Consider the following 14,791-nt stretch of genomic DNA (forward strand, 5'->3'; position numbering starts at 1 on the left):
AAATAATAGCTTTTAACAGAGTATAATCTTATCAACAATATTTTCAATCAACCGAGTTAATCTGAATATTGCGTTTTAAGTTGTATAATAATTACACTTGTCAGTTTAATGAAATACATCTTTAAAAAGTATAGCGTACCCCTAGAAGACCTTGAAGTGACTGCTTAATCTTATGCCCTTTCAAATAATGTGCTTCTGCATAAAGTGTTAGTTTATCATTGACAAAACTGTTTAAACCAATTCCCAATTTTCCTGCATTTCCAGACAAGTCCATAATAAATCTATGCTGGTTATTAATTGTTGTATGATTATTACTGATATTCTCACGCAACCAAGCGGCCATAATATAAGCTGTTAAGGAAGTCTCAGCACCAAAAACAAACTTATGCCCTGCAGTTAATCCAACCTCACTACGGAATGAAGTTAAGGGATTAATATTACCGACCATTCCATTGGTAAGTTTGATTTTTTTACCCTGAACCTGCAAACCCGTTAGTTGTATATAAGGTTGCATCCAAGTGCTTTGTGCTGGCTCAAAACGACAGCCAATTTCAAATGCCCCACCTATCGCTGACTGATTATAATCGCTTTGAATAGCTAAACCATTCGTTGAAAGAGCTTTCAGATTATCCCGATAATAATTATATTTTAAAATAGCATCCATATACCATCCGCGATTATCAAAATAAGTTGCATAAGTTCCAATGCTATAACTGCTTACGTCACTATCTCCACCTCGTTTATGAACAACACGTGCTTTGTCGTAACTCCCAAAACCACCAACATACAGATCTCCATGGGTTAGTTCATTTAAATGATCAATACCAAGCACTATACCTGTTTGCTCAAGTTTAAAATGCGTATGACCTGTAGCAACGCGTTCTCTGCTCTTGATCGCATAAGTCCATAAATCTGTATTTTTCCTATTTTGATCCAAAACTCCTCTTCCAGTACGTATAATGTCCAACTCATTATTAAAAATAAGTCCAGAAGCTACAGCTGTAGAAAGTACGGCATCAACTGAAGGAGTCGTTGATGGCCCAATAGGAGCAGATGGATCTTCTGGATCAGGACCTGAAGGATCTGGTCCACTAATACGATCCGCGGACAAAAACCAAACTTTTCCATTTTCATCCTTTCTCTGTTTTAAACCATACATATATGTCCCACCATCGATCGCATTAATTTTTTCACCAATCAAACCTGTCAAAGTAAAATCAGCTTCACCGCTCTGATCTGTAATTAAATCACGCTTATTTGAAAAAGGATCTGTAATTTCAACTCCAGAGTCAGCAACACTAATTGTGTGCTTCCCTGCCCCTTTTCCAACGAAAAGATAATCGCCACGATTATGAGCAAGAGTGGTATTAAACTCGAAACGTAAACTTCCTGAAAGATTATTAACATGAAGTTGAGAATAATAGGGATCAGAACCCGTAAACGCAAAAATAACACTCCCATTCCCACTTAATTTTTGAATGACAGAACTTTTTCCGTCAAACTCTTCGGCAATGGAATAGAGTTTTGTATCTTGTCCATTTAAAACAATATCTTCTGCGATAGTATGGTGTTGATCATTTCCAGCATAAAGATGAAGCTGCCCAGAATGATTTACAAGTGTTTTACCTTCTAATGTTGCTCCTGCATGCACCCATGATTTTGCTTCATCATTCATTGTCAAATTTTTTACATATCCATCTGCATAGACTTCCTGAGTAGCCGTTTCACTTAAAACAACATTAATAGCTTTTCCTCCAGCTAAGACATGCTGTTCACCACCCCCAAAAACTTTAGTATCAAATGCAGAACCACCATTTTTTGCACTTTGCGCTTTTTTGGCAATCTCTTGTATACCTCCATGCATAACTTCTGTATCCCAAACACTTCCCCCATCATATACCTCTTGCCGCCCCCGTGCTTCATCTTGACCATAAATTACAGTATTAAAAGCGCTGCTACCTTTCGTTTGTCCTTCAACCTCCCCCTCTCCGAAAACAAGCTGCTTACCACCATAAATTTTTGTTCCCTCTACTTTTCCCCCATCCCTAACACTTTGTTGACCACCGTCCTGAACAACAGCATTCTTTGAAAGACCTTGTTTTCCTTTTGAAGCATAAATACTTTCTGTTCCACCATGTTCAATTTTGCTATTCTCACTGAGACCTCCTGCATAAACATAAATCTCTGCACCATCTCTCACGGTATTATTGATAGAGCGCCCAGGTTTATCTGTCTCACCATCATTTGAAAAGTAAGCTTTACCATTATTATTAAGTACATAATTTTCCAGACTTGCTCCATCCTTAATAAAGATCAGTTCAGGACTTTTCCGCCCTATAATATTATTTTCTTGCACATACTGTTCGGCATTACTCTCATTCTTGCTACCTTCTTCCCCTACTTTGTTTATTAATATTTCAACGCCTTTAACACTACTCAGTTTTTCAAAAGAGCTTGTTCCACCACTCATCTCTAACATAACGTCATTTTTAGATGCTGTAATATTTGTGCACCCTTTTGTCCTCATACCCCCATTATATTGGACATAAAATTCTTTTTTATTTTTACCATAGTTTGAAGACTGACAAAAAGACCGCGTCTCACCACCCGCTGCGGCTTGCCCAAAACAGCTACTGACCATGAGCATCCAACAGCTTAACTTCCACTTATATTGCATAGCTATATCCTTCCCCTTCACGTCTGAGTAGACATAAAACGTAATTAGCTCTGCAAAATATTTTTTCAACCTAAAATTTTAAGAATTATCTTTAACACATTATTAATATTATAAAAAATAGCTTTTTATATTTCATTAAAATCTGTATTCAATCGAGAACATAAGACCGCGTACCTACGGTATCTTTTTCATGTCTTTCCAAAACTTTTTTATCAAAGAGTAAAGAACCACTACATTTAAAAACTATAGCGCACACCCAAGGTCCCTTGGAGTAATTGCTTTACCTTGCGCCCTTTGACATAATGCGCTTCCGCATAAAGCTTTAATTTATCACTCACTAAACTGCTCAAACCAATTCCTAATTTACCTGCATCCCCTGATAAATCGGTGATAAATTTATGGTGTTTATTAATCGTCGTGTGGTTATCATTTTTATTCTCACGCAACCATGCTGCCGTAATGTACGCTATCGATGAGGAATCTAGACTAGAACCAAATTCATACCCTAAAGATAAACCAACCTCACTGCGCAATGACGTAAGGGGGCTGATAGTACCCATCATCTTATTCGAAAGGGTGATTTCCTTACCCTCAGCGCGCAACCATGTGAATTGTGCATAAGGCTGCATCCAACTGCTCTGCGCCATTTTCATACGATACCCCCCTTCAAAGGACGCCCCCACCGCCCGTTGCTTATAATTCCCTTCAATGTCTAAACCATTGGTTGAAACTGCCTTCAGAGCATTTTGATAATGATTATATTTCAAAATACTGTCTAAATACCAGCCACTATGAGAAAAGTAGCTTGCATAAGCTCCAATGCCATAGGTATTTACGCTACTGGTACCACCTCGGGCATGAGCAACACGTGCTTGATCATAACTGCCAAACCCACCAAGATAAAAATCTCCATTTGTCAGCTCACTGAAAGCGGTGAGACCTAACACAACACCCGTCTGCTCCAGCTTAAAATCTAGATGACCTGTAGAAACACTCTCTTTACTCTTGATTGCAGATGCCCATAGAGCAGAATGTTTTTTACTTCTCTCTAGCATTCCTCGCCCCGCACGCACAGTTTGCAACTCATTGTGAAAAATGAATTGAGGGGCCACAGACAGTGACAACACCGCATCCGTAGAGGGAGTGGTTAAAAAATCAGAAACGGATAACGTCTCAGTTAATTGTGAAGGAAGTTGATCTTGATTGCTTGGGCGTAGCAGTATCTGATCAGCTAGTGATGCCGCATCCGTAGAAACAACAGACTGTTGTTGCTCCTCAGAAGAAAGAGAGCTATTTGTCTGATCTATCGGAGAGGATATTTTTGAAAGAAAAGAAACCGATTGCTTTTGATTTAAATGTCGGGAAAACCTTCCCCTACGTGGTACGTTATCAATGTGAACCGCAAACAAAGACCAAATATTTCCTTTATGATGATTTTTCTTCTTTAGGGCATATATGTAGACCCCATTATCAATAGCACTAATCTCTTCACCAGAAAAATCTGTCAAAGTAAAATGTGCTTTTCCGCCTTGATCATGAATTAAATCAAGCTCAAAAATTAAATCCTGATTTATGAGAGAAGAATTGGTTATTTTAATACCAGAATCAATAATGCTTATTTTGTGATGACCTGTACCTTTTCTGATAAGGAGATAATCACTGCGTTTATTGGCAAAATCAGTATTAAACCTAAAATGTAAATTACCTGAAAGATCATGGATCTCAAGTCGAGAATAATGTGGTTCAAAGATACTAGAAGTAAAAATAACGCTGCCATTACCACTTAAATTTTCAATCAAGGAACTCTCACCATCAATAGGAGAAGCGATAGAGTATAATTTGGCATCTTTTCCCTTTAAAATAATTTTTTCTACTTCCGTACGAGATTGATCAGTACCAGCATAAAGATAAATTCGTCCAGAATCATTAACAATTGTGCGTCCCTCTAATGTTGCACCATGATGTAACCATGATTTTGCTTGATCATTAACTGTCAGATTTTTTACATATCCACCTAATTCTATTTTCTGGACAGCTGTCCCGTATAATACAACTCCAATAGCTTCACCTCCTACGAGAACATTTTGTTCTCCACCAGAAAAAACTTCGGTGTTAAATGCAGAACTGCTATAATTCTTTGACTCATCCTCTATGTAAAGATTTTGTACTCCTTCTTCCATGATCTTGGTTTCAAAAACCATCCCGCCATCATAAACGTTCTGATATCCTATCCCTCCATTTTGACCAGAAATTACAGTATTATAAGCGCTGCTCCTCACTATCTCACCATTGATATCAACTCCTCCTGAAACGAATTGCTGACCACCATGAATTTTAGTCCCTTCAGCTTTTCCTCCATTTTTAATTCTTTGTTGCCCGCCTCTATAGACAGTAGTCTCTTGTGAAAGACCTTGTGACTCAATAATCTCAATACCGCCATTCTCAATTGTGGTATAGAGATTAAAACCACCATTATAAACATAAATCCTTCCACCATCTCTAACCGTATTATTAATCGAAGATTCTGCATTATGATTATCAAGAACATTGATCCCCTCACTAAGGCTATTAAAGTTAGGATCCGCAATAGAAATAACCATATTCTTCTCAACAGTGAATTCTGTGAGAACATTCAAGAGTAGAGCACTCGATGTTTTAGAGCTAGAAGCTAAAAACAAAGGATTGTTTGTACGATCAAGGGCGTAATTCGCATCTAGATACCAAATTTTACCGGTATCCTTATTTGTGCTGTGTTTTAAACTATATGTGTAGGTTCCAGCATCAATGGTTCTGATTTTTTCACCAAAGCTATTTGTTAGAGAAAAATGAGCATTTCCGCTGCGATCAGAAACTAATTGCAACTTTTTGTGGAAAGGATTTGTAATTTCAACCCCAGTGTCAACAACACTTATTGTATGATGACCTGAGCTACTCTTTTTAATAAAAAGGTAATCACTACGTTGATTGGCAAAATCGACATTGAAATCAAAATGTAAATTGCCTGAAAGGTGATCAATGTTAAGCTGAGAATAGTAATCATCACCCCCTGTAGATATAAAAGCAACTCTACCATTTCCGCTTAAATTCTCAATCTTAATTTTTGCTCTCTTGCCGTTACCTTCAGTAGCGATAGGGTATAATTTTGTATCTTCTCCCTTTAAAATAATTTCTTCTACTTCAGTAATATCTTTATTATTACCAGCGTAGATATAGATACTGCCAAAATCATTAATAACTGTCTCTTTATGTAATACCGCACCCAAATAGACCCATGATTTTGCTTGATGATGAATTGTTAGAGTATCCACATATCCATCAGCATAGACTTGCTGTGTAGCTCTATCATAGAGCATAACCTCACTTGCATTTCCTTCTGCAAAGATGTTCTGTATACCATCCTTAAAAACTTCGGTATAAATTGCAAAAGCACCACCATCTAAGGCAGAATCTTTATCTTCTGTATCATCATCTTCTGAAAATCCATTGCTAAAGCTCTCTCTACCATTAACATTCTGTATCCCTCCTTTCATAATTTTTGTATCAAAAACTATCCCACCATCATATATATTCTGCAGTCCTGGCGAGCCACCTTCACTATATATTTCAGTATAATAAGCACTGCTTTCTCTAAGACCATCTTCAAAAATTCCCTTACCAACAACAACCTGCTTACCACCATAGATTTTAGCTCCTTCAGCATTTGCACCACTTGTAACAATTTGTTCTCCACCTTTTTTAACAATGGCATATTCTGAATTGCTCAAATTTTTGACAAACTCAATACCCTTATTTTCAATTATCGTGTCCCGACTAACACTCGCTTCACCAATATAGAGCCTCCCACCATCCCGAACCGTATTATTCATGGAATACCCTGCATCCTTATAGTTGAAGCTCTTGACTTTTTTACCAGTTTCCTCAGAATCATGGTCCGTAATAAAAACAGCAGTAAAATCACTGATTATTGAATTTGTTAGTAGTTTGAAAAAAAGATCTTCTCTTTTTCTTCCCCCTTCTTCAAACAACACATTTTCTTTTGTTCTCTGTGCATTTTGTATACTCTTCGCGCTTTCTCCCTTTGCTTTTAATCCCTTCACTTTTGATAAAAATTTTGCTGTTTTTTCTAGGTGTTCACTTATGTTTACTGATGTTAATGCTCTCTCTCTTTGAGCATTAATTTCCTCAGCACTTACAATTTTTACGAGAAAAATACTCGTCATCAATGCCCCAAAACTCAGCATCAATTTGTATTTCATTATCCATACTCCATGATTAGAAAGGAAAAATCCGCATATTTCAAAAAAGTGCACGGAAAAAACAGGATGCCTCACTTTCTCAACCTGATATTGTTCAAGATGACAAATCATCATATACGAAGCATTCAATGTACTAAGCGCTAACTAATCAAACGCTAGAATGTGTGTTCAAAAAAACAATCAAAGAATGAAAATGATTTTTGATACACTTAAAAAGTGTTTTGATTATATCCATTAAAAAATTTTTGAATCTTTTTGAAATCATCAATATCAATCTAAAAAATAAGATTATTTCTTAAAGAGACTAAAATAATGCCTGTATTTTAAAGGCAACCACAATACGATCTTAACAAGAATACATTTATTGTTTATTGAAGCATGTTTTTATCTTCTAAATCCTTTTAAAAGAACGCCTTTATTGTGTTCAATTTAGATAAAACTACACGTAAAATCATTCACTCACATCATACCATAATCATTGTTCTAATAAATGAGAAGCGTAATAATAATAGATTGAAGCTGATTCGGTTTCTTTACAATGCGTAAGGAATTAGTTTCATAATTTGATTTGTCATATACTAAAAGGGACATTCTATTCATGTCTATAAACTCAGAAATACAAGATATAAGCAAAAAAAATTCTACTCTTCATATTTTGTTTGCAAGCCTTATTGGTCCAACAATTGAATTTTTTGATTTTTATGTCTTTGCCACTGCTGCAGCTCTTATATTTCCTCATGTATTTTTTCCAGCGCAAAATGATCAACTTGCAATTTTGCAGTCTTTCCTAATCTTTGGAGCGGCTTTTTTTTCCCGCCCCTTTGGATCTATTGTTTTTGGACATTTTGGAGATAAAATAGGAAGAAAAGCAACGCTTATTGCTGCTCTTCTTACAATGGGTCTATCAACAGTCATTATTGGTTTTCTTCCTACTTATGAAACAGCAGGATGGTGGGCACCTTTCTTCTTAACTCTATGCCGCATTGGGCAAGGCATGGGATTAGGAGGCGAATGGGGAGGAGCCGTTTTACTTGCAACAGAAAATGCGCCACCAGAAAAACGTGGCTGGTATGCAATGTTTCCTCAATTAGGTGTTCCGTTGGGCTTGTTCCTATCTGTTATTGTTTATTTAGGTCTGTTGCATTTTTTTGATCATAATGAGCTTGTAGCATGGGGATGGCGCATTCCTTTTATCGGTTCAGTTGTTCTTATGATCATAGGATTATGGGTTCGTCTTTCCATTAACGAAACACCAGCATTCAAAAAAACTCTTGAACGTAAAGAGCGTGTTAAAGCCCCCATAATAGATGTCTTTTTCAAATATCCACGGATTCTCTTTCTTGGCACATTTTGTGGTATGGCAACATTCGTTCTCTTTTATTTGGTGAGCGCCTATTTGCTAAGCTATACAACAAACTATTTGCAATTGTCATTTTATCAGGCTCTTCAAGTAGAAATCGTTGGTGCTATTTTCTGTGGTATTTTTACTGTTCTGACTGGAATACTCGCTGATCGTATTAGACGTAGAACTTTGATGATATGGATCACAATAATTACAGGATTCTATTCTTTTGCAATTCCTTATTTTTTAAGCTCTGGAATTATAGGGGTTTTTGTAATGTCTATCATTGGCTTATCGATCATGGGAATGATATACAGTCCACTTGGTGCTGTTTTGGCTTCACCATACCCAACAGAAATTCGGTACACAGGTGCTTCTGTAACTTTTAATTTATCCGGCATTATTGGAGGCTCTCTCGCTCCTTATATTGCAGAATACTTGGTGCAACATTTTGATATTTCTTATGTTGGTTATTACTTATTTCTCGCTTCATTTATCTCATTGCTTTGTTTCGTTGGTTTTAAAGATGATGAAATATCCAATTAAAACAAAGTAAAAAGCAAAAAAATAAGCGCTGGCGGCAAAGATGCCGCCAGTTTTATTTTCAAAGGTATTGGTTGAGGTAATCTCCACCACAATATCACCGCGAACAGTGCACTCAGAAAAAAGAATAAGATATCGGCAATATTGCCAACATAAGCGACAGCAAATATTCTCGACAGAATATGCGTTGTTCCTAACCATGAAACGCAAAAAAAGGCCAACATGACAGCCCATACAACAATTAAGATGCGATCAATGATCACCACCATACCGTTTAACCTTTTTGATTGTAGTCTACATCTTTAGTATTGCCAAAAGACAAAATCATAACAGAAAATACTGAATTCATTATCCCCTCAAGAAGAAAAATTAAAATGACAGAGATGTCACACATCAACTTTTTTTTCCCAACAGCGGTCTTCAGTCTGCTGCCAGTAAGTTAACTTATGATTTTCCATTTTATATTTTTTCCACTGTGTACGTGCAATATCCAACTGTTCATCGCTTTGCCCCTCAAAGATCACAACTAACCGTTGATAAACATCAATATTCGAGCAAACGGCTCCCTCTATAAGAAAACGTATCTTTGAATCATTTGGATTTTCCTGCCCTGTGGTAAGAAATACGGGCTGAAAGCTTGCATATTGATCACATTCAGTTCCATGTCCAATAAATGCTTCACTAGCATAAACCCATAAACGCATATCTATAGCATCACGTTGCTCTTTACTCACACATTGTATTGTCACTTTACCAAAACGAGACTGTGCACGCTCCACAAGTGTTGGCAAAATATCCCCCAGCGTTGACTGCGTTAAATGATAGAACAGAATATCCACTCTCTCGAGCCTCATCACTTTTTATAAAAAATCAATATCTCTTTAAAGAAGCTTCGATCATCTCCAAGACAAAAAATGGTCAAAATACAATAATTTCTCTTTTTTTCATTGTATATATTCCCTTTCTTCAGTTGTATTAAAGCTAGAAAAAAGATCTCTTGTCATTTTCTACGTTAATAAAAAACTATTGAAGTTCGTTTTTTAGCTTCTCTATAGACTCCCATTGGAAATAAAATCTATGATAGAGTCAATTAAAGTGAGCAAAACTCTACACGCTTTATTTATAAAAATGTGCAATAGATATAAAATCTTTTTTTTAAGTTTGATTATATTTTTAATTCAAAGCAGTGTAGAATACCTACTTTTTAGTTAAAGACCGAGGATGTTATCCAATTTATGCGTATTATTGAGTTCTACATCTTAAAACGTGTTCTCGTTCTGTTTAGCGCTGTCATGATTGCAGCAATCAGTATCAGTTGGACAGTGCAAATTCTTGCAAGGATAAACTTTCTCACAACAAGTAGACAAACACTCTTAACAGTCTTACAATTTTCACTCTCATTGATTCCTTCTGTTGTTTTTCTTGTCATTCCATTTGCATTAGTCATTGCAATTACGTTCACACTTTCAGCAATGAATAAAGACTCTGAACTCGCAATCATTAGTGCTTCTGGATTTCCCAAAAGCACTGTTTGGAAACCAATTCTTCTTCTTGCTATTCTCGCTTCCTGTGCTTCCTTTTCTATCGCCAATTTTATTGTTCCTCAAGCACGTTTGAACATGCGGCAAATGCTAGCAAGCGCTCATTTTGATCTTATTAACCTTTTCATTAGTGAAGGCAGCTTCCAAAAACTCGCTAATAACCTTTACATAGAAATTGGTGAACGCGACTCAAATGGAACGCTTAATCGCCTTTTCATTGCCGACCAGCGTGATCCTAAAACTGATCTTCTTTATTATGCAACAACTGCCTCAGTTGTAAGCAATAAAAATGGCAATTTTTTAGTCCTCAATAACGGCGAAATAGAAAGAATAAATCGTCAAAATGACAGCATTTCAATCGTTCAATTCAGCTCCTATACTTTTAGCTTAAGCGAATTCATCCCCAATGATAAAACACCCACACTTTATCCCAAAGACCGTCCACTTTCTTATTTACTAGCCCCTGATCCAAAGGATCCCTACTATCAGCGAAAACCTCTCCACTATAAAGCTGAGTTTCATCGCAGAATCACAGAATGGCTCTATCCAATTGTTTTTTCATTAATTGCATTAGCAGCCGCTGGAAATACACGTTCATATAGACAAGCAGGGAATTCAGTAAACTTTTCTGCACTTGCCTTCTCTTTACTGGTGTATTGGATAGGATATTTTTTTGCTGAAAAAGCAAAGAGTGATCTCGCATATGTTCCTCTCCTTTATATTACCCCTATAGCTGTGGGGGTGAGTATTTTCTTCATGCTCTTAACAAATCATCAAATTGGTATCCCAACAAAACTTAATGACATTATCCAAACAGCTTTTCAAAGATTGGTCAATAAATTTGAACAGCGAAAATCTCAATATCCCTCGGATGAAGTTTCATGATTGGTAAAACGCTTGGACGATATTTTTTTATACGTTATATTAAAATAACCTGTTACTTTTTTTGGGGAATTTTGATTCTTGCTCTTTTAATTGATTTTACGGAAACTTCTGGCCGATTATCCAACCTTCCACATTATACGGCAAAAGACGCCTTTTTAATCTCTGTTTTACGCATCCCTTTTATCATGCAACAACTCATTCCCTTTATTGCCCTCTTTTCTGCAATGGTAATGCTGATCTCACTTAATCGAAAACTTGAACTTGTTGTTACGCGCTCAATCGGTGTTTCTGCATGGCAATTCCTTATGCCTGCTTGTTTTGGAGCTTTTCTTTTTGGATTATTTTCAATTTTTCTCATGAATCCCCTTGCCGCATGGGGATTTTCTCAAGCAGAAAAAATGATGGCTGAATGGCGTAGTAATAATGTACTAAAATCTCTTCATGATACGCCGATCCTATGGTTAACACAACGTACATCTTCAGGTAGAACAACTATTGGTGCTAAATCCATTACAGATCAAGGGCTTTCTCTTATTGATGCAATTTTTGTAGAATATAATGAGAATGCAACAGTCAAAAATTGGATTAATGCTAGAAAGGCAACATTGACAAATGATGTTTGGCTTTTAACAAAGGGAACAATCTATAAAATAGGACATCTTCCTGAAAAGTTTGATACGCTTCAAATAAAAACAAATCTAAAACCTGAATTTTTAACTGAACGTTTAGTAAATCCAGCAACTATTCCATTTTATCAATTGCCAAAAAAAATTATGATTGCACGTTCATTTGGCTACTCTGCCAATAAGTTTGATATGTATTTACAATCTTTAATTGCATTGCCTGTACTTCTTGTCGCAATGACGCTTATTGCTGCAACTGTCTCTTTAAACTTTAATCGTTTTGGACAGTCTGGAGCATTAATTCTTGGTGGCGTAATAGCGGGATTCATGCTTTATGTTATTTCCGTACTTGTTCAGGCTTTTGGGAATGCTGGATATATTCCACCCGTTATTGCAGCTTGGACACCCGTTGCTATTGCATTGTTTTTGGGAATCTCTTTTCTCCTTCATAAAGAGGATGGTTAAGTGAAAGCATTAATAAGTAAAAGAGTAATTTTAAGTAAATTAAGTGTACTGATTTTTAAAAGCGCTATTGCTTTTATTTTAGCTGTGGCTTTATCCTGCTCCGTATATGCTAAAAACCTTCCTTCTTCTGCTCAAAATCATATCCAAAATCCAGTAAATCCTCTTTCGCTCTCTGCAGATGAACTCATTTACAACCGTGATGATAATACTGTCTCTGCACAAGGCAATGTTCAAATCGAATATGATGGCAATAAAGTTGTTGCCCAAAAAGTCATCTATAATCAAAAAACAGGACGAATTATAGCGCAAGGAAATGTCGAAATTGTTCAAAAAGATGGTAATAAAATTTATTCCAATCAAATTGATATGACTAAAGATTTTGGCGAAGGATTCGTGAATGCCTTACGCATTGATACGGCCAACAATATTCATTTTGCAGCTTTAAGTGCAACACGAAGTAACAGTGGAATCACAATTTTCAACAATGCCTCCTACACAGCCTGTGAACCTTGCTCCTATAAACCAGAAAGAGAAGTGTTATGGAAAATTAAAGCAAGAAAAATTATATGGAACAACCTTACAAAAAAAATTCGCTTTGAAAAGAGTCATTTTGAAGTCTTTGGTGTACCGATTCTCAAATTTCCAACTTTTGAGATTCATGATCCAACTGTGAAGCGCGCGAGTGGTCTTCTTACACCTCACTTTTTTTATTCTGATTATCTCGGTATGGGAATAAAAAATTCCTATTTTTGGAATCTCGCTCCTCATTATGATTTTACACTTTCTTCTACTCTCTATACACAACAAGGACTTTTAACTGAAGGGGAATGGCGTCAACGGTTTAAAACAGGCAATTACAACATTCGCTTTGCTCATATCTATCAAATGAAACCACAAAGTTTTGACCGTGATACGATTGATGCACAGCATAAGAATCGCTCTATGCTTGCAACGAAAGGTGATTTTCGACTTAATTCGCACTGGACTTATGGATGGGATATTCTCGCACAGTCTGATCGACATTTTAGCCGTGCCTATAAACTTGAAAACTATGACAATCCTCTACAAATTTCTCAGCTTTATTTGAATGGTCTTGCAGGAAAAAATTACTTTGATATGCGTTTTTATCATTTTAAAGTTCAAGATTTGGGCTTAAGTGATCCTTATTATGAGCGCCACTCTCGGCAAGCATGGGTCCTCCCCCGTATTGATTATTTTTTTACGCCAAATGAATCAATCTATACTGGAAAACTTACCTTCCATAGCAATCTACAATCTCTCTATCGTCGTCATACTGACTTTAATGCTACTGACTGGAATGGAAATCCTCTCAACGCTGCTAGGCTTTCTGGTATAGCTGGGAGTAGTTTTCGTTTAACAAATGAACTGGAGTGGAAAAAGCGCTTCAACACACGCAATGGACTCATATTCTCCCCTCTTCTCTCTTTACGAGCTGATATCATCACAACAAATACACATGAAAACGATACTTCTTCTATAACAAAGAGCCTTTCGTCCACTCTTCGCAACACAGCATTTCGTGGTATGGTAACTGCTGGTCTAGAATTACGTTATCCCTTTCTTCTTACATTGGGCAATTCTAAGCATATTATAGAACCGACTGCACAAATTTTTGTACGCAATGATGAACAATATATCGGACAAATCCCTAACGAAGATGCGCAAAGTTTCATCTTTGATGCAACCACCCTTTTTCAACGCAATAAGTTCTCTGGTTATGATCGTGTAGAAGGTGGAACAAGAGCCAATATAGGTTTGAGATATTCTGGAAGTTTTGATAATAGTTGGTCTCTTTATGGTCTTGTTGGACAGTCCTTTCATTTGGCGGGAAAAAATTCTTTTGCCAAAAATGATTTTGTGAATGTGGGCATTCATTCCAGTCTCGAAGCGGCACGTTCAGACTATGTTGCAATGTTTGGTGCAAACCATAAGAGTGGTTTTTCCCTAGAAGCTCGTGGACGTTTTGATAAAAACACTGGAAAAGTTCGCCGTAGCGAAATTGAAGCATCACAGAAATGGCAAAATTTGGCAGTGGCTATGCAGTATGCCTATATTGCTAGCCAACCAGATTATGAATATCCACAAGAGCGCCAAGAAATTTCTTTTCAAACTGGTATTAAACTGGCTAACTATTGGTCTATTAATAGCAATGCCGGTTATGACTTGGTATCTGGTACATTCGTAAAACGAGGAATCAGCTTGAACTACACAGATGAATGTTTTGGGCTAACATTCGGTTATCAGCAAACAAACAATCTAGGAAAGAAAACACCTTTGCGAAATTTTAATTTCTCTCTTTCATTACGAACAATTGCAGATATTGGAAAAAAGGTAAAATCAGATTTATAAAGAGTCAGATTTATGAAGAGAATGTATAAGCAATTTAACTTATTATTGTTTTTATGAAAAAAAACGTATATTTTAAGTAGTTGATGAAA

8 protein-coding genes are annotated in these 14,791 nt (G+C 36.5%); 4 read left to right on the forward strand and 4 right to left on the reverse strand.

The genetic code is table 11. The features are described from left to right. Positions 1–121 precede the first annotated feature (121 nt). Both bafA (LNM86_RS07310) and bafA (LNM86_RS07315) read right to left on the reverse strand, forming a co-directional pair. Positions 122–2,677 carry a BafA family autotransporter gene (gene bafA / locus LNM86_RS07310; protein WP_241437140.1) on the reverse strand — a complete coding sequence of 852 codons (2,556 nt, stop codon included), beginning with the start codon at positions 2,675–2,677 and terminating at the stop codon, positions 122–124. A 236-nt stretch (positions 2,678–2,913) separates the two neighbouring features. Further along, the gene (gene bafA, locus LNM86_RS07315) at positions 2,914–6,933 is read right to left on the reverse strand and encodes a BafA family autotransporter (RefSeq protein ID WP_241437141.1); all 4,020 of its coding nucleotides are present in this window, start codon (positions 6,931–6,933) and stop codon (positions 2,914–2,916) included. A gap of 598 nt (positions 6,934–7,531) precedes the next feature. Here bafA (LNM86_RS07315) and LNM86_RS07320 point away from each other — a divergent pair. After that, entirely contained in the window at positions 7,532–8,821 is a 1,290-nt protein-coding gene (locus LNM86_RS07320) for an MFS transporter (RefSeq protein WP_241437142.1), read from the forward strand. On the opposite strand, the gene LNM86_RS07325 is transcribed toward LNM86_RS07320, so the two are convergent. Continuing rightward, complete coding sequence (locus LNM86_RS07325) at positions 8,818–9,087, reverse strand: hypothetical protein (protein WP_241437143.1); 270 nt, start codon at positions 9,085–9,087, stop codon at positions 8,818–8,820. The genes LNM86_RS07320 and LNM86_RS07325 overlap by 4 nt on opposite strands. Before the next feature lie 117 nt (positions 9,088–9,204). Next, the gene (locus tag LNM86_RS07330) at positions 9,205–9,657 is read right to left on the reverse strand and encodes a DNA polymerase III subunit chi (RefSeq protein ID WP_241437144.1); all 453 of its coding nucleotides are present in this window, start codon (positions 9,655–9,657) and stop codon (positions 9,205–9,207) included. A gap of 396 nt (positions 9,658–10,053) precedes the next feature. Between LNM86_RS07330 and lptF the strand changes: the two genes are divergently transcribed. From lptF to LNM86_RS07345, 3 genes are read left to right on the forward strand one after another with little or no spacing between them, the layout of a single operon-like run. Next, positions 10,054–11,244, forward strand: coding sequence for an LPS export ABC transporter permease LptF (gene lptF, locus LNM86_RS07335; protein ID WP_241437145.1), 1,191 nt, complete (start codon positions 10,054–10,056; stop codon positions 11,242–11,244). Beyond that, a complete protein-coding gene (gene lptG, locus LNM86_RS07340) occupies positions 11,241–12,332 on the forward strand; it encodes an LPS export ABC transporter permease LptG (protein WP_241437146.1) in 1,092 nt (363 codons plus the stop codon). Before lptF ends, lptG begins: the two co-directional genes overlap by 4 nt. Continuing rightward, positions 12,333–14,702 carry an LPS-assembly protein LptD gene (locus LNM86_RS07345; RefSeq protein WP_241437147.1) on the forward strand — a complete coding sequence of 790 codons (2,370 nt, stop codon included), beginning with the start codon at positions 12,333–12,335 and terminating at the stop codon, positions 14,700–14,702. It begins immediately after the preceding gene. Positions 14,703–14,791: the final 89 nt, after the last annotated feature.

The sequence above is a fragment of the Bartonella machadoae genome (assembly GCF_022559585.1).
In the GTDB taxonomy this organism is placed as follows: Bacteria; Pseudomonadota; Alphaproteobacteria; order Rhizobiales; family Rhizobiaceae; genus Bartonella; species Bartonella machadoae.

Excerpts from the sequence above, each read along its gene's own strand:
- bafA (WP_241437140.1), bottom strand. The coding sequence starts at position 2,677 with ATGCAATATAAGTGGAAGTTAAGCTGTTGGATGCTCATGGTCAGTAGC.
- bafA (WP_241437141.1), bottom strand. The coding sequence starts at position 6,933 with ATGAAATACAAATTGATGCTGAGTTTTGGGGCATTGATGACGAGTATT.
- LNM86_RS07320 (WP_241437142.1), top strand. The coding sequence starts at position 7,532 with ATGTCTATAAACTCAGAAATACAAGATATAAGCAAAAAAAATTCTACT.
- LNM86_RS07325 (WP_241437143.1), bottom strand. The coding sequence starts at position 9,087 with ATGGTGGTGATCATTGATCGCATCTTAATTGTTGTATGGGCTGTCATG.
- lptF (WP_241437145.1), top strand. The coding sequence starts at position 10,054 with ATGCGTATTATTGAGTTCTACATCTTAAAACGTGTTCTCGTTCTGTTT.
- lptG (WP_241437146.1), top strand. The coding sequence starts at position 11,241 with ATGATTGGTAAAACGCTTGGACGATATTTTTTTATACGTTATATTAAA.